This is a genomic window from Carboxylicivirga sediminis, from assembly GCF_018156225.1.
Lineage (GTDB): Bacteria > Bacteroidota > Bacteroidia > Bacteroidales > Marinilabiliaceae > Carboxylicivirga > Carboxylicivirga sediminis.
This window is the reverse complement of the sequence record NZ_JAGTAR010000003.1, coordinates 87734-111054: the sequence shown is the minus strand read 5'-3', so window position 1 is coordinate 111054 and position 23321 is coordinate 87734. Positions and strand designations below refer to the sequence as shown.

At 42.5% G+C, this 23321-nt stretch carries 12 protein-coding genes; all 12 read left to right on the top strand.

What is annotated here, in order from left to right:
• The first annotated feature begins 22 nt into the window (after positions 1-22).
• The 12 genes from KDU71_RS03350 (at position 23) to KDU71_RS03295 (ending at position 23321) form a co-directional block, all read left to right on the top strand.
• Positions 23-3205: a glycoside hydrolase family 2 TIM barrel-domain containing protein gene (locus KDU71_RS03350; protein ID WP_212188485.1), complete on the top strand. Its 3183-nt coding sequence runs from the start codon at positions 23-25 to the stop codon at positions 3203-3205.
• Between the two features lie 44 nt (positions 3206-3249).
• Positions 3250-4806 (top strand): sulfatase family protein, encoded by a 1557-nt coding sequence (locus KDU71_RS03345; RefSeq protein WP_212188484.1) that lies wholly within the window; start codon positions 3250-3252, stop codon positions 4804-4806.
• A 24-nt stretch (positions 4807-4830) separates the two neighbouring features.
• Positions 4831-6774 (top strand): beta-N-acetylhexosaminidase, encoded by a 1944-nt coding sequence (locus KDU71_RS03340; RefSeq protein WP_212188483.1) that lies wholly within the window; start codon positions 4831-4833, stop codon positions 6772-6774.
• Between the two features lie 129 nt (positions 6775-6903).
• Positions 6904-7479, top strand: a complete 576-nt coding sequence (locus KDU71_RS03335; RefSeq protein ID WP_212188482.1) for an RNA polymerase sigma factor — start codon at positions 6904-6906, stop codon at positions 7477-7479.
• A 129-nt stretch (positions 7480-7608) separates the two neighbouring features.
• Positions 7609-8580 carry a FecR family protein gene (locus KDU71_RS03330; RefSeq protein ID WP_212188481.1) on the top strand — a complete coding sequence of 324 codons (972 nt, stop codon included), beginning with the start codon at positions 7609-7611 and terminating at the stop codon, positions 8578-8580.
• Between the two features lie 77 nt (positions 8581-8657).
• Entirely contained in the window at positions 8658-12143 is a 3486-nt protein-coding gene (locus tag KDU71_RS03325) for a TonB-dependent receptor (RefSeq protein ID WP_212188480.1), read from the top strand.
• A 75-nt stretch (positions 12144-12218) separates the two neighbouring features.
• Positions 12219-14186, top strand: coding sequence for a RagB/SusD family nutrient uptake outer membrane protein (locus KDU71_RS03320; protein WP_212188479.1), 1968 nt, complete (start codon positions 12219-12221; stop codon positions 14184-14186).
• Between the two features lie 73 nt (positions 14187-14259).
• The gene (locus KDU71_RS03315) at positions 14260-15039 is read left to right on the top strand and encodes a glycoside hydrolase family 16 protein (RefSeq protein ID WP_212188478.1); all 780 of its coding nucleotides are present in this window, start codon (positions 14260-14262) and stop codon (positions 15037-15039) included.
• Between the two features lie 732 nt (positions 15040-15771).
• Positions 15772-17931 (top strand): alpha-L-fucosidase, encoded by a 2160-nt coding sequence (locus tag KDU71_RS03310; RefSeq protein WP_244828137.1) that lies wholly within the window; start codon positions 15772-15774, stop codon positions 17929-17931.
• Positions 17932-18028: 97 nt separating this feature from the next.
• On the top strand, positions 18029-19267 hold the full coding sequence (locus tag KDU71_RS03305; RefSeq protein WP_212188477.1) for a glycoside hydrolase family 27 protein: 1239 nt from the start codon (positions 18029-18031) through the stop codon (positions 19265-19267).
• A gap of 11 nt (positions 19268-19278) precedes the next feature.
• Entirely contained in the window at positions 19279-21957 is a 2679-nt protein-coding gene (locus KDU71_RS03300) for a glycoside hydrolase family 2 protein (protein ID WP_212188476.1), read from the top strand.
• 164 nt (positions 21958-22121) lie between these two features.
• Positions 22122-23321, top strand: a complete 1200-nt coding sequence (locus tag KDU71_RS03295; protein ID WP_212188475.1) for a sialidase family protein — start codon at positions 22122-22124, stop codon at positions 23319-23321.

The following is a 23321-nucleotide window of genomic DNA, read 5'->3' as shown; positions in this document are numbered from 1 at the left end:
ATAACAGTCAAAATAACGTCAGATGATCAAAGGTGGTTTAATAGCTTGTATGCTGTTTATTGTTTTTAGCATCAACAGCCAAAACAATAAATGGGAAAATCAGCACATTATTCAGGAGAATAAAATGGATGCAAGGGCAACTTCATACTCATACAGAAATGTGAGTGCTGCCCAAAACATGGATCGGGAGCGCTCCGAAATCCAGTTATTAAATGGAGACTGGCAATTCCGTTTCACGCCAGATAGTAAAAATCGTTCCACTGATTTTGTAACTATTGATTATGATGCACATTTGTGGGAGACTATTTCGGTGCCATCATGCTGGGAGATGCAAGGGTATGGAACGCCCATCTATACCAACGAGGTGTATCCCTTTACGCCCAATGCGCCTTTTATCGATCGGACAAATCCTGTAGGTTCTTATATAAAAGAGTTTGAATTGCCTGAAAAATGGCAGGATGAACAGGTAATCATCCATTTCGGAGGAGTGTCATCGGCATTCTATTGCTGGTTAAATGGAGAATACCTTGGCTATAGCCAGGGCAGCCGCTTGCCAGCTGAGTTTGATTTAACCAAGCACCTTAAGCCGGGTAAAAATAAGCTGGCAGTTCAGGTGATTCGCTGGTCTGATGGAAGTTACCTCGAGGATCAGGATCACTGGCGTATGAGCGGAATTCATCGTGAGGTGTATTTAATGGCCCAACCAAAGATTCATGTTAATGATTTTGCCATCCGCACGCCTCTTGATATTGATTATCAAAGTGCGCTGTTTCAGATACGCCCTGAAGTGGTTGTAACTGATGGTAACTATAAAGGTTGGATGCTGAAAGTGAATTTGCTGGATCATATGGGTGCTTCAGTTTTGGACAGTGCTATGCAGTTACCAGTAAATAGCATTATAAATGAGTGGTATCCGGCTCGCGACAATGTTTACTTCGGAAAGATGGAAACTCGCATTGACCAGCCACGTCTTTGGAGCGATGAAGATCCATATTTGTACACGGCTCTCATCACACTGTTGGACAATGCAGGAAAGGTAGTTGAGGCGCGCAGCAGTTATGTTGGTTTTCGTGAATACACTTACAGCGACAAAGGTGCTTTTTTAGTTAACGGCAAGCCTGTAAAACTAAAAGGAGTGAATCGTCACGACCATAGTGAGACAGGAGGTAAAACAATGACGCGTGAAGATATGAAGCGCGATATTGAACTGATGAAACTGTACAATCTTAATGCAGTTCGTACAGCCCATTACCCTAACGATCCTTATGTGTATGAGTTGTGTGATGGTTATGGTATTTACGTAATGGACGAAGCAAATATAGAGTCACACGGCTATGGAGGTAAATTGGCTAATGCTCCTTCCTGGAATCAATCATTTATGGATCGGGTGATTCGTATGGTGGAGCGCGACAAAAACCACGCATCCATTTTCTCATGGTCACTGGGTAACGAATCAGGTTGTGGACCTAATCACGCGGCGGCAGCCGGCTGGATTCGCGATTTTGATCCTACTCGTCTGATCCATTACGAAGGAGCACAGGGAGTACCAACACACCCTGATTACATCCCACTCAACTCAAATGAATGGGGTGTCAGATACCATTCAAAGATGGCGAATCCAACCGATCCGGCTTATGTGGACATGCTCAGTCGTATGTATCCTTCATTGGAACAGCTGGAAGCATTGGGAAGCAATCCTGATTTGAAAAGGCCCGTTGTGATGTGCGAATACGCTCATGCGATGGGTAATTCACTTGGCCATTTAAAAGAGTACTGGGACATCGTTTACGAGCATCCGATTATTGCAGGCGGCTTTATCTGGGACTGGATTGATCAGGGTATTCGTGCTGAAGATGAAGATGGAACTGTTTTTTGGAAATACGGCGGTGACTTCGGTGATCAACCTAATCTGGGTAATTTCTGCCTCAATGGTATTGTAGGTCCGGATCGTTCTATCAAGCCACAATTGCAAGAATGTAAGTATGTGTTTCAGCCCATACGCTTCAAAGCCATCAATATTAAGGAGGGACATATCACCATTGAAAGCTTGTACAATTTCATTTCAACAAGTAACTACTATTTTAAGTGGTCGGTATCAAAAGAAGGAAAGGAATTGCGTTCAGGCACCATCAATGATATAGTGATTCAGCCAGGCCAGATGCATCAATTGGCCTTGCCTCTGAATAAGATAAAGCTACAGGATGATAGTGAATATGTGGTACGTGTGAGCATGCATCATAAACACGAAACGGCCTATTCAGCTGCAGGCTATGAGGTGGCTAAGCAGCAGTTTATTGTTACACCGGAGAAAAGCACAGCTGATGTGTCTCCCAAAGGCAATAAAGGACTGACATTGACGCAGACGGAAGAGCAAATTACGATTGCCAACAAACAATTTGAGGTGCAGTGGTCGAAAAAAAGTGGTCAACTGACGAGCTATTCAGTTAAAGGACACAGATATATCAAGGCTGGTCCGCAGGCGAACTTCTGGCGTCCGCAAACCGATAATGATTTTCGGGGATGGAAATCACATAAGCAATCGGGCTTTTGGAAAGATATTAAAAAAGTTGAGCCTGAGGTGAAAGTTTCTGTAGAGCAGCGTACAGCCTCATGCTACCGGGTATATGTGGAGCAGGTATACAGTGACTCGTTGATCGTAACTACCAAGTACGATGTGGACAATCAGGCCAATGTGTTGGTGGAGATGGCTGTTGAAATGAATGGGCAGCTACCGATGCCTTTAAGAATAGGTTCGGAACTGAACGTTAGCCAATCACTTCAGAGTATGAAGTTCTATGGTAAAGGGCCATGGGAAAACTACAATGACAGAGCATTTTCGGCGGAGTTGGATGTTCATCAGGGGACAGTTAAAGATTTCATCCATCACTATGTAACGCCTCAGGAGTGCAGTAATCATACCGAGGTACGATGGCTTGAACTGACCAATGCACAAGGCAAAGGTATTCGCATCACAGGAGCGCAGCCATTAAGCACTTCGGTTTGGCCATGGTCGGCTGAAAATCTGGAAGCAGCCAAACACATTAATGAGCTGAAAACAGCTGAATATTTAACCCTCAATGTGGATCTATTGCAAGTTGGAGTAGGCGGAACAAACACCTGGTCAGAAAAATCAAAAACGATTGAAAAGTACCAGATTAAGCCAGGCAACTATACTTATTCCTATCAGATATCAGTGATTAAATAAAGATACAGCAAACAATATATTATTGAACACTAACTACATTTCTAATGAAAAAACAGTATAACCAGATTGCTTTAGTAATAGCGTTGGTTGGCTTATTATTCGCCGGCTGCCAGTCTGGGAAAGCGGTTAAAGAGCAGAAGAGACCTAATATCCTGTTCATCATGACAGATGATCATTCGTTGCAGACTTTTAGTGCATACGATAATCGTTTTATTAAAACACCTAATTTGGACAGGATTGGCGAAGAAGGCGCGATTTTCAGAAATAGTTTCGTGACGAATTCGATTTGCGGACCAAGCCGTGCAGTTATGCTCACGGGTAAACACAGTCATAAAAACGGGCACATCAACAATTCATTAACCTTTGATGGCAATCAGATGACTTTCCCAAAGTTGTTAAAGGCTAATGGTTATCAAACCGGTATTATTGGTAAATGGCACCTGAGAAGTTTGCCTACGGGATTCGATAACTACGAGGTGTTGATTGGTCAGGGTGATTACTATAACTCTGACTTTATTGCCAATGGAGATACTATTCCTTCAGAGGGTTACGTGACCAATGTGATTACAGATAAAAGTATCAACTGGCTTGAAAATCGTGATGCAGAGAAGCCTTTCTGCCTGTTGGTACATCATAAAGCTACGCACCGTATCTGGCAGCCTGATACCGCTTTGTTTAAGCTGTTTAAAAACCAGGAGTTTGATGTGCCAGAAACATTTTTTGATGATTATCAGAACCGTCAGGCCGCAGCGGAACAGCGCATGCACATCGCCAATGATATGGATCTGGTATACGATCTTAAATTATTGGATGAAGAAGGGGAGATTCAAACTAAGTATCGTAAGAATTACGAACGCATGATCGCCCAGCTGACACCTGAACAGCGTGAGGCCTGGGACAAAGAATATGATCCTATTATTGAAGATTTCAAATCGAAAAACCTCGAAGGCAAAGAGCTAGCCCTATACAAATATCAGCGTTACATGCAGGATTACCTGCGCTGTGTGGCATCAGTTGACAATAATATCGGGCGTTTATTAGCTTACCTGGAAGAAAAAGGTGAGTTGGATAATACATTGATTGTCTATACTTCCGATCAGGGCTTCTACATGGGTGAGCACGGTTGGTTTGACAAGCGTTTTATGTACGAACAATCGCTGCGAACGCCTTTAGTGATGCGCTACCCAAAGGTCATTAAGCCAAAAACGCAATTGCATCAGTTAGTGCAGAACATTGACTATGCGCCTACGTTTCTGGACGTTGCTGGCCTGAAAGTGCCTGCCGATATGCAAGGTGAAAGCCTGGTCAAACTCTTTAATGATAAAGAAGCTGATTGGCGTGAGGCTATTTACTATCATTACTACGAGTTCCCCAACGAACACATGGTGAAGCGTCATTATGGCATACGCACCGGCCGTTATAAGTTAATTCATTTCTACAACGACATTGACAAATGGGAGCTTTACGATTTAGTCGACGATCCTAATGAGATGGTTAACCTTTATGATCACCCATCGATGCAGGATTTGATTAGCAAGCTGAAAAAGCAGCTAAAGGAACTACAAGAGCAGTATGAGGATACCGATTTAAGTACCTACTAAGCTCTACACTTTCAATCACCAAATATGAAAAAACATCTAATAATAATGATATCCAGTTGGCTCATTGGGCTGACTGGCTTTGCTACTAATTCGGTTAAAGATTTCTTATTGCCACTTCCGCAAGCTATCCAGATGGAAGATGGGGCGTTTGATGGTCATACCGGACGCATTGAATTATCGGCAGAAATACAAGATGCCCGCGTGTTATCCGAACTCAAGAAGGTACGTGCTGCGTTTCAGAATATTGGCCTGAACTGGAACATTACCCGAGCTTGTGCCAAAGGCGAATCTCCCCTTATGAAAGTAAGTATTGATGGAGATTTAGGCCTAAAAGAGCAAGGTTATCAACTGCAGATTAAAACTAATCAAATCGAATTAGTGGGAGTGGATCTGGCAGGCGTATTTAATGGCCTCCAAACGTTGAAGCAGATCATTCGCTATGCTGAGGAGGCTGGGTATTTACCGCTTGTATCCATCACCGATTACCCCGATTATAAAAACAGAGGGTTTATGCTGGACGTAAGCCGTGATAAAGTACCCACATTAACTACCTTATTTCAGATTATCGATCATTTGGCTGAATGGAAAATCAATCAGCTGCAGCTTTATACCGAGCATACATTTGCTTATCAAGAGCATCAAAAAGTATGGCAGGATTATTCGCCCTATACTGCCGAAGATATTATTACAATTAATCAGTATTGCCAGGAGCGCTTTATCGAATTAGTGGCCAATCAAAACTCATTAGGACATATGGAGCGTTGGTTGGAGCATGCCGACTACCAGCATCTGGCTGAATTGGAAAAAGTACAGAAGGATGGGCCTCATCATTTACAACGACGCACCACTTTGAATCCGGTTGATCCGCGTTCTATGGAGCTTGTGGCAAGCCTATACGATGAGTTGTTACCTAACTTCTCATCTAAAACGGTCAATATTGGAGGTGATGAACCATGGGAACTGGGACATGGACGTTCGAAAGAGGCCTGCGATGAACAAGGGAAAGGCGAAGTGTACATCAGCTACATGTCCGAATTAACAAATTATTTAAGTTCAAATGGGTATCAGCCTCAGATGTGGGCAGACATTATACTCAACTATCCTAAACAGTTGCACCGCCTACCTGAGGATCTGACTTGTTTGGTTTGGGGCTACCGTGCGTGGTACCCGTTTGAAAAGAACAGTCGCAAGATGCACGATGCCGGAGTGCCTTTCTATGTTTGTCCGGGTACATCTAGCTGGCAGTCGTTCATTGGTCGCTGGCCCAATGCACAAGTAAATCTTTTAAAAGCAGCAAAGGCTGGTAGAAAATATGAGGCCAGTGGTTATTTAATCACCGATTGGGGCGATTTTGGACATTGGCAGCCCTTTGTCATCAGTTATCCGGCCATCATATACGGTGCCGGATTATCTTGGGCGGTGGAACCAAACGAGTCATTGGATGTAAGTACTCACCTGACTCATTCACTCATGGAGCATCCAAACACTGAGCTGGCACAACTTATATTGGAATTGGGAACTGTCTATAAATTGTATGATGGAGATATTCAAAAGTACGTCAATGTGTTTTATGATATACTGCGTTCTCCCAATGAGCCATTATCCACTCCTAGATTGGAGCATGTCAATGCAGAGAATACTGTAGCTGTTTTACTGAAGTTAAATACGTTATTGAAGCAACTAGAACATTGTCCGGCCTATAATGAAGAGCAACAATTGCTAGTTGAGGAACTTCAACTGGCCGCTGGTTTTGCGCGTCATAGTGCTCTGATGGCAAAAGAACGCTTACTGTTGCCTGAACATAAAATGAGTCATGCTAGTGATTCTGTAAAAGAAACAATGCAGGAAGATTGGGATGCTTTGCTGGCTCAATTCAGACAATTATGGTTGATCAGAAATAGAATTGGAGGGATGGATAACAGTATCCAAAGTCTGGAGGTTATTGCGAAGTCTTATGGTTCTAAATAAAGTAAACAGCCATAATATCTAAGGCATTAGAATTATTATTCTGAAGCCTGTAGTAAAACTAATTGAAAAGAATGGAACAACAAGACAGACTGTTCTTCAAGTGAATAGTATAATTAGTTGGAGTGAACTATGAAAGATAATAAAGAAGTATTAATAGTTTCACAGTTGATCGATGGTGATGAGAAGGCTGTTGCCTGGATCGTATCGAACTATAGATTACGTCTTTTGAATTTTATTCAGCAAAGTCTTCCTAAAGAAGAAGATGTAGAAAGCCTGGTACAGGAGGTATTTCTCATCATCTGGAATAAACGGAAAACCCTGAAACAGGATGCTTCATTGGAGGCATTCATTTTTACCGTGGCCCGAAATCTGATGATTGATCACATGCGAAAGCTTATTCGTCAGCGCAAGTATATTGAGGAAACTATTGCAAGCAGTCAGGATATTGATGATTCAACCGTTGAGTCTATAGAATATAAAGAGGTTGAGCAGCAGGTATTCAAATGTATAGATGAATTGCCAGCCAAAGGCCGCGAGATATTTATACTCAATAAAATTGAAGGCATGAGCTATAGAGCTATTGCACAAATGCTGGGTATTAGTGAACATACCGTAAATGCGCATATGTACAATTCTACAAAGTTTCTTAAGAATAATCTGAAGGAATTGATATGCCTGTTAATCGTGTTACTGGTGGCTGGATAAGTTAATTATGTGTTGTTTGAAAAAAAAAGTAAGTGTGTAAAGTGCAGTTGGTGAGGATGATGTAGTTTTTATTGAAAAAAATAGAAATAGCACTAATAGATGCAAAGACTTCAATCGTATTTAATGTAGATGAGCGAAAATAAATCACATATAGACGTAAAGATAAACCGCTTGTATTCCGATAAGATGTTGGGTAAGGAGGCGATACAGGATTTGGAAAGCTGGTTAGATAACGAATCTGAAAGAGAGGAATTGTCGTTGTACTTTTCAGAGAAATGGGAAGCTGCCAAAACATCTGATGTTAAAGAGGTAAATCAGAGAAAGAGAATACATCTAACATCGACTTGGTGGAATCTCCAATTTTATAAAAATGTAGCAGCTATTCTCTTACTTCCTCTTATAGGAGCACTGCTTTTTGTGATCGTTAATCAAAAAGTTGCGGATACTCAACTGATGACCGTTAGAACAGAACTAGGAGACAGGGCGCATTTTGTTTTACCTGATGGCACCGAAGTTCATATGAATGCGCTTTCAACGCTGAGCTATAACTTAAGTTATGGAGTGAATCAGCGTAATGTTCAAGTGACAGGAGAAGTATACTTTGATGTATTTAAAAATCCGTCTTTGCCTTTTGTTGTCTCTTCAGATTCGATAACTGTTGAAGCATTAGGGACACAGTTTATGGTAAGAAATTATCTGGACGAACCGTTTGTGCGCTCCTCGCTTCTTGAAGGTAAGATAAAGGTTGAAAGTACCGATGAGGGAATGGTTTTGGTGCCCGGTGAAAGCGTGGAATACAATAAAGCGGCATCGGTGCTTACGAAAAAACGTTTCGATTTAGGAATGGGATTAGCCTGGACGAATGGGAGTCTCATTTTTAAGGATGACACCATGGAGGATGTTTGCCGTAAAATTGAGCATTGGTATGGTGTAGACGTGATTTGCAATATGGCTGACTTTAAAGGTAAAACCTTTTCTCTGCGCTTGAGAAAAGAAGAGACACTTTATAATTTATTGGCGATTATGGGTGAGGTGTTACAGCTCAACTACAGACTGAATGATGATAAACTAATAATAACTAAAAAACGGATTAACAACTAAAAAAAGCAGACAATATTGGCCTATTGTCTGCTTAATCAATGAACTAATTTCTAATTAATTCAGCAAAACACAAATTTATGAAAAGAAAAACAAATCATCCGGATTGTTTGCACAATTATCGGAGGAAAAAAATCTATCGTATAATGAAGCTACTGAGTGTATTCTTGTTTTGTGGCTCGATGGTCATTTCTGCAGCCGGCTATGCACAAAACAAGCGCGTGACCATCCAAGAAAGTACTATTTCAATCCAGGAGCTATTTGAGCAGATTGAAAATTCTGCAGACTGTAGATTCGCCTACAGTAATTCTCAGCTTAATCCACAGCAAATCGTTTCGGTGAATGTTAAGGACAGCGATGTTGAAGAGGTGCTTAAGCAGGTACTGGATAAAAATCTTACTTACAAAGTAATTGAGAACTATTATGTGATTGTTGATAAAACACAGAGCGATGTGGTTGCTCAGGTTCAACAGCATGTAGTGGAAGGTAAAGTGACTGATCATATGGGTGAGCCTTTACCGGGCGTTAATGTGTACGAACAGGAAAATCCAACATCTGGTGTTATCACCGGTATTGATGGATCCTTTTCAATAAGTGTTAGTTCAGAGAATGCCAGTTTGACTTTCTCATTTGTTGGGTTTGAGTCTCAGGTTGTGAATGTGGCTGGCAGAACCAACTTTAATATTACCATGGTGGAGGAAGCTACCGGATTGGATGAAGTAGTTGTGGTTGCTTATGGTACGCAAAAAAAGGTAAATGTTACGGGCTCTGTATCAGCTGTTACCTCTGATAAAATTGAGGAACGTCCGGTGCAGAATGTATCACAAGCTTTACAAGGAATCGTGCCAGGTTTAAATGTGACCTCTTCAGGTGGTGGTGAATTAAACAATCCGCTTAAAATCAATATCCGTGGAGCTGGTACAATTGGTGATGGTTCTAACTCAGGACCACTGATCTTAATTGATGGCATGGAGGGTGATATGAACTCGCTTAACCCACAGGACATTGAAAGTATCTCTGTGTTGAAAGATGCAGCATCTTCTGCTATCTATGGTTCTCGTGCGCCTTTTGGGGTCATCCTAATTACGACCAAAAGAGGTAAGGAAGGACGCATGCAAATCAATTATAACAACAACTTCCGTTGGAGCGATCCATTGTTGAAGCCAAATATGTTGGATTCATACACTTTTGCCAAGTACTGGAACGATGCACGTGCCAATGCAGGACAGAATCCAGCCTTTACCGATGAAGTATTGGAACGTATTCTAGCCTACCAAAAAGGAGAAATAGACTATGGAACAGTAGCTAATACCAATGGAGACAGATGGCAGCAGTATACAGGCTCGCATGCCAATACCGATTGGTTTGAAGAGCATTATAAAAGCTGGACACCTTCGCAGGAGCATGCTTTAAGTATGAATGGTGGTTCGGAGAAAATACAGTATTATTTATCAACGAACTATTTGAATCAGAATGGTTTATTGCGTCATGCTAACGATTCATTCGACAGGTTTACAGTAACTGCTAATGTAACTGCTAAGTTAGCTGACTTTGCTAGCATTCGCTACAACACTAAGTTCATCCGTGAAACTTATGAAAAGGCTACTCACCAGTTTGGTTTGTTCTATCATAACATTGCGCGTCGCTGGCCTACTAACCCTGTATATGATCCAAATGGTTTTTATGCCGATGGAGGAGAAATTCTTCAGTTAAGAGAAGGAGGTCGCAATATTTCTGAGAAAGATCAAAACTACCAGCAATTTAGGTTGGATATTGAACCAATCAAAGGATGGAAGCTGATTGGTGAGTTAAACTACCGCACTGATACTTACTTTAGCAGCAGTAATTATCTGCCTGCTTACGCGCACGATGTAGCAGGAAATCCATATGCAGTTGGTGTTGGTTGGTTGTCGCCTGGTAGTACGCAAGCATCTGAATACGCGTCAAAAACGACTTATATGAGCCCGAACCTGTACACTCAATTCACTAAGGAATTTGAAGGAGGGCATAACCTGACGGCTTTAGCTGGTTTTCAGTCGGAAGAAAACAAAACACGTAACTTAGGTGGTTATCGCAATGATTTAATCAGTCCTGATTTGCCAACAATCAATACCGCTTCAGGTGAAGATAAAATTACCTCAGGAGGTTATGGACACTGGGCAACAGCTGGATTCTTCGGACGTATTAACTATAACTATCAGGAGAAGTACCTGGTTGAGTTGAATGCGCGATATGATGGAACAAGCCGATTCTTAAGAGAAGAGCGTTGGAATTTATTTCCTTCTTTATCGGTAGGATGGAATATCGCAAGAGAAAATTTCTGGCAGCCACTGGAGGATAAGATCAATACCTTTAAATTACGTGCGTCTTGGGGTGAACTAGGTAACCAGAATACTAATAACTGGTATCCATTTTATACCACCATGCCTGTTGGTACTGCAAATGGTTCATGGATGATAAATGGCATGCGTCCCAACACAGCCTCTAGCCCTGGATTGGTGAGTTCATTGTTAACCTGGGAAACGGTTCGCTCATGGAACATTGGTTTAGACGCAGGGATGTTTGATAATCGCTTAACATTGGTGTTTGACTACTTCCAGCGCTTTACTGAAGATATGGTAGGACCTGCACCGGAGTTGCCAGCAACCCTTGGTACTTCTGTTCCAAAAATCAACAATGCGGATATGAAGTCTTATGGATTTGAATTAGAGCTTAGCTGGCGCGATAAAATTGGGCAGGTGTCTTATGGTGTAAGAGGTATTTTAGCGGACGACCAACAGGAAGTAACCTGTTATCCAAATGAGAATGGCCGTGTTGATATGTGGTATGCTGGTCGCATGGGTGGAGAAATTTGGGGGTACACAACCCACGGTATTGCAAAAAGCGATGATGAGATGAACAACTGGTTGGCTAATCACGACCAGAGTGTGATGGGGAGCAACTGGGCAGCTGGTGACATCATGTATGAAGACCTCAATAATGATGGTGAAATCAATTCAGGAAGTGGCGTACTTGGCGATACTGGTGACTACTCAATCATTGGCAACAACACTCCACGTTATAAATTCAGTATAGATTTGGATGCAGCCTGGAAAGGTATTGACTTCAGAATGCTTTGGCAAGGAGTAGGCAAGCGCGACTATGCGTTGGGTGGCCCTTATTTCTGGGGAGCTAACGGAAACATGTGGCAAGCTGCCGGCTTCAAAGAGCACATGGATTATTTCCGTCCTGAAGGTCATGAGTTAGGGGCTAATGTGGATGGATATTATCCTCGTCCAATTATGTCATGGGAGTCTAATAAGAACACTAAAACACAGACCCGATACCTTCAGAATGCGGCCTATATTCGTTTGAAGAATATCCAGGTAGGATATACCATCCCTCAAACGTTCACCAAGAAGTATGGTGTTCAGAAGCTGCGTTTCTATGTGTCAGGCGAGAACTTGCTGACATTTACAGATATGACCAAAATATTTGACCCTGAAACCATTGATGGTGGATGGAGTGATGGTAAGATTTATCCGCTATCAAAAACTATTTCGGCAGGTTGTAGCATAACTTTCTAAGAAATACTAATAGTTGTTTACTCGGAGATAAACTAGTATGACTAATGAAAAGAATAACAAAATAGATTTATGAAAATGAAAAAAAATAATATAAAATTATTCGCCTACTTACTTGGGGTATTGGCCTTGGGTGCATTTAGTAGCTGTAATGATTTCCTTGATAGAGAGCCTTTGGATCAGGTAACACCAGAGGTGTATTTGAATGCCGAAGATCAATTGGCGGCATACGCCATTGCACATTACAATTTCCCAACGCATTCAGGTTGGGGAAATGGAACTTTTAGTTATGACAATCATACCGATAATCAGGCCACTTCAGGTTATAGTACAAGATTTTCGCCAGGCGAATGGCGTGTTGGCCAAAATGGTGGTTCATGGAGTTTTTCAGCTATCCGCGAGTGTAACTACTTCCTTGAGGATGTATTGCCAAAATGGAAAGCAGGAAGCATCTCAGGTAATCCGGCAAATATTGAGCATTACATTGGTGAAATGTATTTTATTCGTGCTTATGAATACTTTAGTCGCGTGCAGGCTTTAGGCGATTTCCCGATTATCCGAAATACTTTACCTGATCAGCAGGAAGCACTGACTGAAGCTTCTAAAAGAAGACCTCGCAACGAAGTGGCGCGTTTCATTATCTCTGATTTAGATTCTGCGATAATGTTAATGAACAATGAGCCGGATGGAAGCAGAAATCGTCTGACAAAATTGTCAGCGCAACTGTTTAAATCGCGTGTTGCTTTGCATGAAGGAAGCTGGTTGAAATACCACAAGGGAACAGCGCGTGTGCCAGGTGGTCCGGGATGGCCAGGAGCCAATGCTGATTACCTGAGTGGTTTCTCCATCGATATAGATGCCGAAATCAACTACTTTTTGGGAGAAGCAATGAAAGCTTCAAAAGAAGTAATTGATGCGGTAAGTTTGGTAGCTAATAACGGTGATTCTGAAGGAACTGCCATATTTGATAACCCATACTATAATATGTTTGCTGCCAACGATATGTCTGATTTCGATGAGGTATTGTTCTGGCGTTCTTACAATGTACAGGAAAATGTCTATCATCAGAACCAGCACTACTTGCAACGCAATGGTGGTAATACAGGTTATACAAGAGGTTTTGTAGAGAGTTTCCTAATGGAGAATGGCTTGCCAATTTATGCCGCAGGTTCGGGTTATGCAGGTGATGCTACTATCAGCGATGTGAAAGAGCTGCGCGATGATCGATTAAAGCTATTTATGAAAGCGCCAGGTGAGCAGATTACCGATGCCAATGTAGAACCTTATCCTGATATCTTAGGAATTCCTGAGGTGAAGTATGTAACGGGTTATGCAATCAAAAAAGGTGTTAATCGTGACGATTCACAGGCTGATGGTTCAGGTAGTTATACCGGTTCAATCGTATTCAGAGCGGCAGAGGCTTACCTGAATTATATCGAGGCTGCTTATGTGCTGAATGGTTCTTTAGATGCAACAGCTACTAACTGTTGGGTTGCCTTAAGAACAAGAGCTGGTCTTGATACAGATTTCAATAAGACTATTGCGGCAACTGATATGGCACAGGAAGCTCAGGGTGACTGGGGCGCGTATTCTGGCGGTAACCTGGTTGATGCAACACTTTATAATATTCGCAGAGAGCGCCGCTGTGAGCTTGTAGCTGAAGGTATGCGTTATATGGACTTAAAGCGCTGGCGCGCTATGGATCAGGTGAGCAACTATCAGATTGAAGGCTTTAATCTATGGGGTGGCGATATGCAAGATTGGTATCTTGACGAAGATTCAGGAGAATCATTATTAATACCTGAAGGAACAGAAGGAAAAACTTCTAATGTATCAAGTCCTGCTAACAGCGATTATTTGCGCCCTTACCAGATTGTGAAAGATAATAACCTGGTTTATAATGGATATAACTGGCACCCGGCGCACTATTTATCGCCGATTGCATACGATCACTTCTTAATGACAAGTGGAGGTGAACCAACTAATTCGGTGATTTATCAGAATCCGAACTGGCCTATTGAAGCAAATGGAGAACCGATTGATTAATAGGATATAACATAGTTTAATTATAAATAAGGTCTTGGGCACTCGTTTGCCCAAGGCCTTTTACCGCTTAATTATGAAACTATATTTTTTATTTCCCATACTTATCGCTTTTTGTAGTTGCAATGCCCCAAAGGAGGTGCAGCATGATTGGGAGTTAATTTGGTCCGATGAATTTGACATAGCCGGTCTACCAAGTGATAAGAACTGGAGTTTTTCGGGGCAAAATAAGGCGGATTGGGCATGCTATTGTTCTGATCGCATTGAGAATGCTTTTGTGGCTGATGGTTACCTGCATGTAAAGGGCACTGTTGAACAATTGCCAGATGGCACAATGAATTACCAAACGGGCTGCATCCAAACCAAAGGGAAATTTAGTTTTCTATATGGTAAAATAGAGGTGTGTGCTAAGCTGCAACATGGCAAAGGCTCCTGGCCGGCCATTTGGATGATGCCCGAAAATAGTGAGTATGGCGGATGGCCCAAAAGTGGTGAAATTGATATCATGGAGCATTTAAATGACGATGTTTACGTCTATCAAACGATTCACAGTGAATTTTTGGATAACCAGGGTGGCAAGGATAGTGTGAGTTACTATGTTACTGCACCCTATAATGTTAATGAATTTAATGTATTTGCCTGTGAGTGGTACCCCGATTCATTGTGCTTTTCTGTAAATGATAAATCAACATTCACATATCCCCGTTGTAAAGGTGATGATTCTCAAAAGTGGCCATTTGATAAGCCATTTTACATTATACTTAACCAGGCATTGGGCGGCAATTGGGTTGGAGAAATTAACCCGGACGATGTTCCTCAGGAGATGTTGGTGGACTGGGTAAGGGTGTATCAATAGGTATCCAGTAAGATAACTCAAGAGTCCGAAGTAATTGTTTTGTGGTTAGATTATAAACTATAACAGTCCAGGTAAAAGTAATCTTAAACTATGCTTATTTTATGATTATCACTTAAATCAGAGAGATAAACCGATTAGCCCCAAAGGCAGAAGAGTGATAAGTTGTAAAGAATTACCAGTAACTAATCCTTCAAAATTCAAATATGAAATTTTTTATACTTAATGCATTTATTATTACGATTGCAAAATCCGGATTATTAATCTGTTTGGGTTTCATCATAATGAATCATTTTGAATCCACCTTAGCTTTAATAAGCCGTAAGCCTCTTCCTGACAATCTGATTCATCCACAGAACCTTGAAGCACTGAATAAAGTCTTAAAGTGGGTTGGGATATGCATAATTGTGCTTGGTATTAGCATGGCTATTAATGGACTTGCTATAATCTTTTGGGGTGTCAACATGCCGTCAAATAGTTTCAATTTTAACTTTTAAGTATGTCTTGTTGAAATTGATGTTTCTTAAACATAACTCAACCATGTTATGCAGTGTTGATATTTACACAAATCAATAGGACCTTTTGTATAAGTGCGTGATAGTAGGTATGTAAATATTAGTGGAATTAATTACAAAACAAGGAAATCGGGTTGCTAATAATATGTAAATGCCAATAAATTGTTTTTTCTTAGATAAATAAAAGTAAGATTTACTCTTTTAATATCAGTTTACCATAATGATGAAATTTAAATCTATAATTGGATGTATTCTTTGTGGCTATTTTATAATTGGCTGCTCAGTAAATAATCAGGATAAGACTTTTCTTAAGCAAGTTGAATTTGAAGAACATACCAGCCTGAATGAAAAGGTTAAAATGGCAGCTCATGTAGTGCCTACGCAACAGCAACTTGATTGGCAAAAGCTGGAATTGACAGCTTTTATCCATTTCACAGTCAATACCTTTACCAATATGGAATGGGGGCACGGCGACGAATCACCTGAAATATTTAATCCATCGGAACTGGATGCCCGCCAGTGGGCCAAAACTCTCAGTGATGCAGGTATGAAGATGGTTATTCTTACAGCCAAGCATCACGATGGCTTTTGTCTGTGGCCAACAAAAACGACTCAACACTCGGTTGTATCTGCTCCCTGGAAAGATGGTAACGGGGATGTGGTGAAAGAGCTGAGCGAAGCCTGTAAGGAATTCGGCCTTAAGTTTGGCGTTTATCTTTCTCCATGGGACCGTAATGCAGAGTGTTATGGCGATTCACCCAAGTATAATGAAATGTTTAATCAGCAGCTCACCGAGTTGTTATCATGGTACGGCAAGGTGGATGAAGTGTGGTTCGATGGTGCTTGCGGCGAAGGACCTAATGGCAAAAAGCAGGAATATGACTGGGCATCGTATTATGCCACAATTAAAAACCTACAACCCGATGCTGTGATTGCCATCATGGGTGAAGATGTGCGTTGGGTAGGTACCGAAACCGGCTATGGACGCGAAACAGAATGGAGCGTCACAGCCTATGCGCCAGGTGGTCGTCCGGAAATGGCAATTATTAATGAACAGCTGGAATTGCAAGCTACCTCTAACGACCTGGGGAGCCGCTCCATTATCGAAAAGGCCAATCACCTTTTCTGGTATCCTGCCGAAGTGGATGTATCCATCAGGCCCGGATGGTTTTATCATGAACACGAGGATAATCAGGTTAAGTCGCTCACTAAAATGGTGGATATCTACTTTAACTCAGTGGGAATGAACGCTGTTCTACTATTAAATATCCCGCCTGATACACGTGGTTTGATTCACGAAAATGATGTGGCGCGTTTAAAAGAGTTTAAGGCTTACCTGGATGAAACGTTTGAAGATAATCTGATTTTAAATGCAGAGTGCAGCAATGAAGCGGCCGCAAAGCTAGCCATTGATAATGATTACGATACTTACTGGCAAATAGATAATCTGCCGACTGCGGCTACCTTTAAGTTATCGCAGCCTCAGAAAATAAATGTGATAATGTTGCAGGAATACATTGCCAAAGGACAGCGTGTGGAACAGTTTAAAGTGGAAGCCAGAGTTAATGGTGCCTGGACTGAGGTGGCAAAAGGAACAACCATTGGCTACAAGCGTTTGCTCCGTTTCCCGAATATAATTGCTGATGCAGTTCGTGTAACCATCGAACAGGCACGTGACGGCGCACTGATTAATGCCATTGGCTTGTTCGCTTCGCCTGAGATTTTATCAGAACCGGTAATCCAACGAAATCGCGAAGGATTGGTAAGTATTAAAGCGGAGACTACTCATCCGGTCATTACTTATACGCTTGACGGAACAGAGCCAACGGCTGCATCAGCAAGGTATTCTCAATCGTTTAGTTTGCCTGATGGCGGAACGGTTAAAGCCAGAGCTTTTATTAACGACTTCGGATCGCAGAGTAGTGTGGTGACGCAGCAATTCGATATCTGTTCGCAAAAATGGACGATTGCCGGAGTGAGTGCTCAAACGGAACAGTTTAAACCAATAAATGCAATTGATGGCGATCCCAATACGATGTGGCACACCCCTTGGGGCGATAATGTACCAACTCACCCACATTATATCGCAATTGATTTAGGTGAACAGCTAAATATTATAGGGTTTAGTTATACGCCGCGTGCCGATCATAATAAGAGTGGCACCATCTTCAAATATGTGTTTTACGTAAGTCAGGATGGTAAGACTTGGCAAGCTGTAAAAACAAGTGGTGAGTTTAGCAATATCAAAAATAACCCGGTGAAGCAGGATATCCGTTTCAATAAAAGCTATCAGGCGCGTTTTATTAAGTTGGAAAGCAAAGAAGGCGCATTTAATGAGCCATGGGTTTCCATTGCTGAACTAGGAGTGATAACGAAGTAAACTACACAAATTATAAGAAATGAAACCAGCCTGTAATTGGTTTATAGGTACCATTATAGGTTGGTTTCATCTTATTGTTAAAAGATAAATCAGATACATGAACAAGTTATTTTGGTTTGCAGTAAGTGCTTTATTATTGGTTGCTGGTTGTGCTCAAAAGAATGACAGAGAGTCCAATTCAGAGCCGGTTTCCAAGCCATTAACACCACTGATGGGATGGGCCAGTTGGAACCAGTACCGGGTAAATATCTCTGAAGACATTATTAAAGCTCAGGCCGATGCCTTGGTTGAAAGCGGTCTGAAAGAAGCCGGTTATAATTTCATCAATATTGATGATGGTTTTTTTGGTGGCCGCGATGCGCACGCCAATATTATTCCGCATCCGACGCGTTTCCCCAATGGCATGAAAGCTGTGGCTGATTACATCCACAGTAAAGGCCTGAAGGCTGGCATCTATTCCGATGCCGGTATTAATACCTGCGCATCCTATTGGGACAAAGATACCATCGGTGTCGGCATGGGACTCTATGGGCACGACCGTCAGGATTTAACCCTCATGCTGAAAGACTGGAACTATGACTTTATTAAGGTAGACTGGTGCGGTGGTCAATGGCTCGATTTGGATGAGCAGACCCGCTATACTGAAATTGCTAATCTGATTAACGAAATTAAACCAGGCACAGTTTATAATATTTGTCGCTGGCAGTTTCCGGGCAAATGGGCCACATCCATTGCTGATTCATGGCGTATCTCAGGCGATATTGCCAATAAGTTTTCTTCCATTTTACACATCATCGATATCAATGCGGAACTGTGGCGCTATGCCTCCCCAGGGCATTTTAACGATATGGATATGTTGCAGGTAGGACGTGGCATGAGTTACGAAGAAGATAAAACGCATTTTTCGATGTGGTGCATGATGAACTCGCCATTGATGGCAGGCAACGATTTAAGCACCATGTCTCAGCAAACACTTGATATACTTACCAACCAAGAGGTGATTGCCTTAAATCAGGATCCATTAGCTTATCAGGCCCGCAGGATCATCGATTATGGCGATTTGGAAGTGTGGGGCAGACCTTTAGGTTCGACCATGAGCGGAGAGGTGGCTGTGGCCTTGCTGAACCGCAGCGAAACGCTTCAGTCCATCGAGTTTAAGTTGGAGGACATTGGTATCCTTCCATCTAAAGGTTATACCTATCGCGATTTATGGACCAGGCAATCATCCGATAGCTTACAGGATGAAAACCTATGCTTTGACGTTCCTTCTCATGGTGTTGTGGTACTGCGAATAAAGGGACAGTCCAAACCTTATAATGTCTATCAATACAAGTAATCAGGAAATCTATGAAAAAAATAAGGATAGTTCTTTTTGGTGTTGTCGGCCTATTGGTTTCGATGGCATCTTTAGCTAATTACACGCCCGAGTTTTCTACTGCCGGCTTTTTCCAATTGAAAGATAGTGGACGCGAGGTGTATTCAATGAATGTAGCCTGGCGCTTCTATAAAGGTGCAGTGGAAGGAGCCGAAGCCTCTGATTTTAATGATAGCCAATGGGCTGTGGTAGCATTGCCACATGGCATTGAGTATTTGCCAACCGAGGCAAGTGGGTGTGTCAATTATCAGGGTGAAGTGTGGTACCGAAAGCATTTTGAACCAGATCACACGCTTAAAGGCAAGAAATTGTTTCTGCACTTCGAAGCCATCATGGGCAAGTCAAAAGTGTGGATCAATGGGCAATTGGTAAAAGAGCATTTCAGTGGATTTCTGCCTGTTATTGCAGATGTAACACCATACATCAATTGGGATGGCGACAATGTGATTGCCGTATTGGCCGATAACAGTAACGATCCCTTGTATCCTCCCGGGAAACCACAGGAGACTCTGGATTTTGCCTATTTCGGAGGCATTTATCGCGATTGCTGGTTGGTGGCCCACAATAATATTTATATCACAAATCCAAACTATGAGGATGAGATAGCCGGAGGAGGTTTATTGGTTGCTTCAGATAAAGTATCTGAATTCTCAGCGGAGGTGACAGTGAAAGCGCATCTGCGTAATGAATTGAAACGCAGCTTTAGAGGTGTTATTGAGTATGAGCTGATTAATAATAAGGGTGAGGTAGTCGTGAGATCAGAGTCAGCCCTCAGGTTGAAAGCACAAAAAGCTCAACATGTAACCAACAAGCTGACTGTAGATAAACCAAACCTTTGGTCGCCCGATTCACCATACCTGTATCGCCTGGTAGTGAGGGTGAAGGATGAAAACAATCAGATGGTGGATGGCTATCGCAGGCGCATTGGCATCCGCAGTATTGAATTTAAAGGTCAGGATGGATTTTGGCTGAATGGAAAGCCCTATCCGCAGCCTTTGATTGGTGCCAACCGTCACCAGGATTTTGCAGTATTGGGTAATGCCTTGCCAAACAGTTTACACTGGCGCGACGCCAAAAAGCTGCGCGATGTAGGCCTCAAGGTGATTCGTAATGCGCACTATCCGCAGGATCCGGCTTTTATGGATGCCTGTGACGAGTTAGGCCTGTTTGTGATTGTGAATACGCCGGGCTGGCAGTTTTGGAACGACGAGCCTATTTTCGAACAGCGCGTATACAGCGATATCCGCAACATGGTCCGTCGCGATCGCAATCATGCCAGCATCTGGCTGTGGGAGCCAATTCTGAATGAGACCTGGTATCCCGATTATTTTGCTAAAAATACACGGGCTATTGTTGAAAGCGAGTTCCCTTATCCGGGCTGTTATTGTGCCTGTGATGCCGAGGCCAAAGGAAATGAGCATTTCGACATCTTGTTCGGTCATCCGTCAACAGGCGATCAAAACTGGGCACTGAAACACATCGATCCAAATAAAACGTATTTTACGCGTGAATGGGGTGATAATGTGGATGATTGGAATTCTCATAATTCACCAAGTCGCGTCAACAAATCCTGGGGGGAACAAGCTATGCTGATTCAGGCAAAGCATTATGCCAAACCCGATTACCAATACACGTGCTACGATGCACTCTATCGTACATCGCGTCAGCATGTGGGAGGCGCGTTGTGGCATTCTTTCGACCACCAGCGCGGTTATCATCCTGATCCCTTCTATGGTGGCATTATGGATGTCTTCCGTCAACCTAAATATTCCTACGAACTGTTTAAGGCGCAGCGCTCCCCAATTCAGACAGATTTAATGGCCGAAACAGGGCCAACGGTATTTATTGCCCATGAAATGACGCCTTTCTCGTCGCCTGATATAACAGTGTATTCCAATTGTGATGAAGTGCGCTTGCAGGTTTTTAAAGAGGGCAAGCAGTATGTGTACAAAAGAGAAAAAACAGAGAATGGCATTCCTAATCCGATCGTTGTATTTAGCGGTGTATATGATTTTATGGCAGATAAAGCCTTGTCGCGCAAACGCAAACAAGAAGAGGTGTTTATGCAGGCAGATGGCTACATCAATGGAGAAAAAGTCGCCACCCACCGTATTGAACCGGCCAGACGTCCTGAGAAGCTGGTGCTGTGGCTCGACGATGAGGGAACAGAACTGCTGGCCGATGGTTCTGACTGTGTGACCGTTGTCGCAGGTGTGGCCGATAAGAACGGCAACATCAAACGACTGAATAATTACTTCATCAGGTTTACTGTTGAAGGCGAAGGTACACTGCTGGGCGATGAAAGCATCATGGCCAATCCACGTCCGGTCAATTGGGGAACCGCACCCGTTCTGGTTCAGGCAACTACTCAACCTGGAGAGATTAAAGTAACAGCTTCAGTTTTATTCGAAGGCAGTCAAACACCAATAAGGGGCGAACTGACTTTCTCAAGTGTTGGAGCATCTAATCACCTGCTTTTCAATATCAGCGAATTGGCGGATAAAGCAAGAAACGCTGCTTCAACGCCTTCTCAAATTACAAAATCGGACCAGGAATTACTTAAAGAGGTAGAAGCCCTGAAGCGTGAGTTAAATGATCTGAAACTAAAAGAAGTGGAGCGTCAGCAGGAGGCGTTTGGGGAGAAGAAGTAATCTAAAATTGAATCATATGCAATTTCAATATGTCCCTTGAAGAAGCATAAGTCCGTTTCATCCGTGTGAAAGCTCATAGTAATGTGTGTCCATTGGGACATAATGGAGCTGGTAAACCGGCCTGGATATTCGTTGACGAAATAATAGTTGAATAAAAGTTTTAGATGATGATAGTACGTTATTTATGTTTTGCAGCATTGATTCTGGTGCAGGCTTGTCAGTCACCGTCATTGACAAAGCAGGCAGTTTGGGGTAAGCAAGGTTTTGATTTACCTGTGATTGATCTCGATAAGGAGACAAGTATGCAGGTGGTTGTTGATGAGGAATCAGGCCAATACCTTGGCCATCCTACCACCGTATTATTACCCGATGGACAAACCATCTTGTGTGTATATCCCAAAGGACATGGCAAGGGAGGCATTGTTTATAAGCAATCGACTGATGGAGGACAAACCTGGTCGGATCGATTGCCAACACCCGAAAGTTGGGCCAGCAGCAAAGAAGTGCCCACTATTTACAGTGTCAAAGATCAAAAGGGCGTAGAACGCTTAATACTTTTTAGCGGTTCACAGGATTATGTGGGAGGAGCCATCCGCATGTCCATATCTGAGGATGAAGGCCAAACATGGAGTGAGTTAGCACCTATTGGCGACTTTAAAGGCATAGTAGCGATGGCCGTTTGTGTGCCGCTGTCAACGCCGGGACATTACCTGGCTACTTTTCATACTCGAGGAGCCGAAGATACAATGGTTTTGTACCAGGTTTACAGTTTCGATGGTGGTGTGACTTGGGGCGAGCCACAGGAATTATATCGCTCGTCGAGGGCTCATTTGTGTGAGGGCGGCTTAATACACAGCCCGGACGGGACGAAGATAGCCATGCTGTTGCGAGAGAATGCCCGCAATTATAACAGTCAGATAATGATAACATGTGATGAAGGGCAATCATGGAGTGCGCCCAGACCTATGCCTGGAGCTTTGTGCGGCGATCGCCATCAAGCTGTTTACTTGCCCGATGGACGTTTGCTGGTTCAGTTTCGCGACATAACACCAATGAATCGTCCGGGTAATCAGATCAGTCCAACAGAAGGTGACTGGGTAGGCTGGATAGGTACCTGGGAGGATCTTGAGAATGGTTACGAAGGCCAATATCGCATCCGGTTTAAAGATAATACCAAAGGCTGGGATGCTGCATATCCGGCTGCTGAAGTGCTGCCCGATGGTACACTTGTATGCACCACTTACGGTCATTGGAAAAACAATGAAGCACCATTTATATTAAGCTTTCGATTTCAGATAGACGATATCGATAAATTGCTGAATAAACAAACAGACAATTCAATATTACTTAAAAATGAACGATAA

Excerpts from the sequence above, each read along its gene's own strand:
- KDU71_RS03295 (WP_212188475.1), top strand. The coding sequence starts at position 22,122 with ATGATGATAGTACGTTATTTATGTTTTGCAGCATTGATTCTGGTGCAG.
- KDU71_RS03320 (WP_212188479.1), top strand. The coding sequence starts at position 12,219 with ATGAAAAAAAATAATATAAAATTATTCGCCTACTTACTTGGGGTATTG.
- KDU71_RS03310 (WP_244828137.1), top strand. The coding sequence starts at position 15,772 with ATGATGAAATTTAAATCTATAATTGGATGTATTCTTTGTGGCTATTTT.
- KDU71_RS03305 (WP_212188477.1), top strand. The coding sequence starts at position 18,029 with ATGAACAAGTTATTTTGGTTTGCAGTAAGTGCTTTATTATTGGTTGCT.
- KDU71_RS03325 (WP_212188480.1), top strand. The coding sequence starts at position 8,658 with ATGAAAAGAAAAACAAATCATCCGGATTGTTTGCACAATTATCGGAGG.
- KDU71_RS03345 (WP_212188484.1), top strand. The coding sequence starts at position 3,250 with ATGAAAAAACAGTATAACCAGATTGCTTTAGTAATAGCGTTGGTTGGC.
- KDU71_RS03330 (WP_212188481.1), top strand. The coding sequence starts at position 7,609 with ATGAGCGAAAATAAATCACATATAGACGTAAAGATAAACCGCTTGTAT.
- KDU71_RS03340 (WP_212188483.1), top strand. The coding sequence starts at position 4,831 with ATGAAAAAACATCTAATAATAATGATATCCAGTTGGCTCATTGGGCTG.
- KDU71_RS03335 (WP_212188482.1), top strand. The coding sequence starts at position 6,904 with ATGAAAGATAATAAAGAAGTATTAATAGTTTCACAGTTGATCGATGGT.
- KDU71_RS03315 (WP_212188478.1), top strand. The coding sequence starts at position 14,260 with ATGAAACTATATTTTTTATTTCCCATACTTATCGCTTTTTGTAGTTGC.
- KDU71_RS03350 (WP_212188485.1), top strand. The coding sequence starts at position 23 with ATGATCAAAGGTGGTTTAATAGCTTGTATGCTGTTTATTGTTTTTAGC.
- KDU71_RS03300 (WP_212188476.1), top strand. The coding sequence starts at position 19,279 with ATGAAAAAAATAAGGATAGTTCTTTTTGGTGTTGTCGGCCTATTGGTT.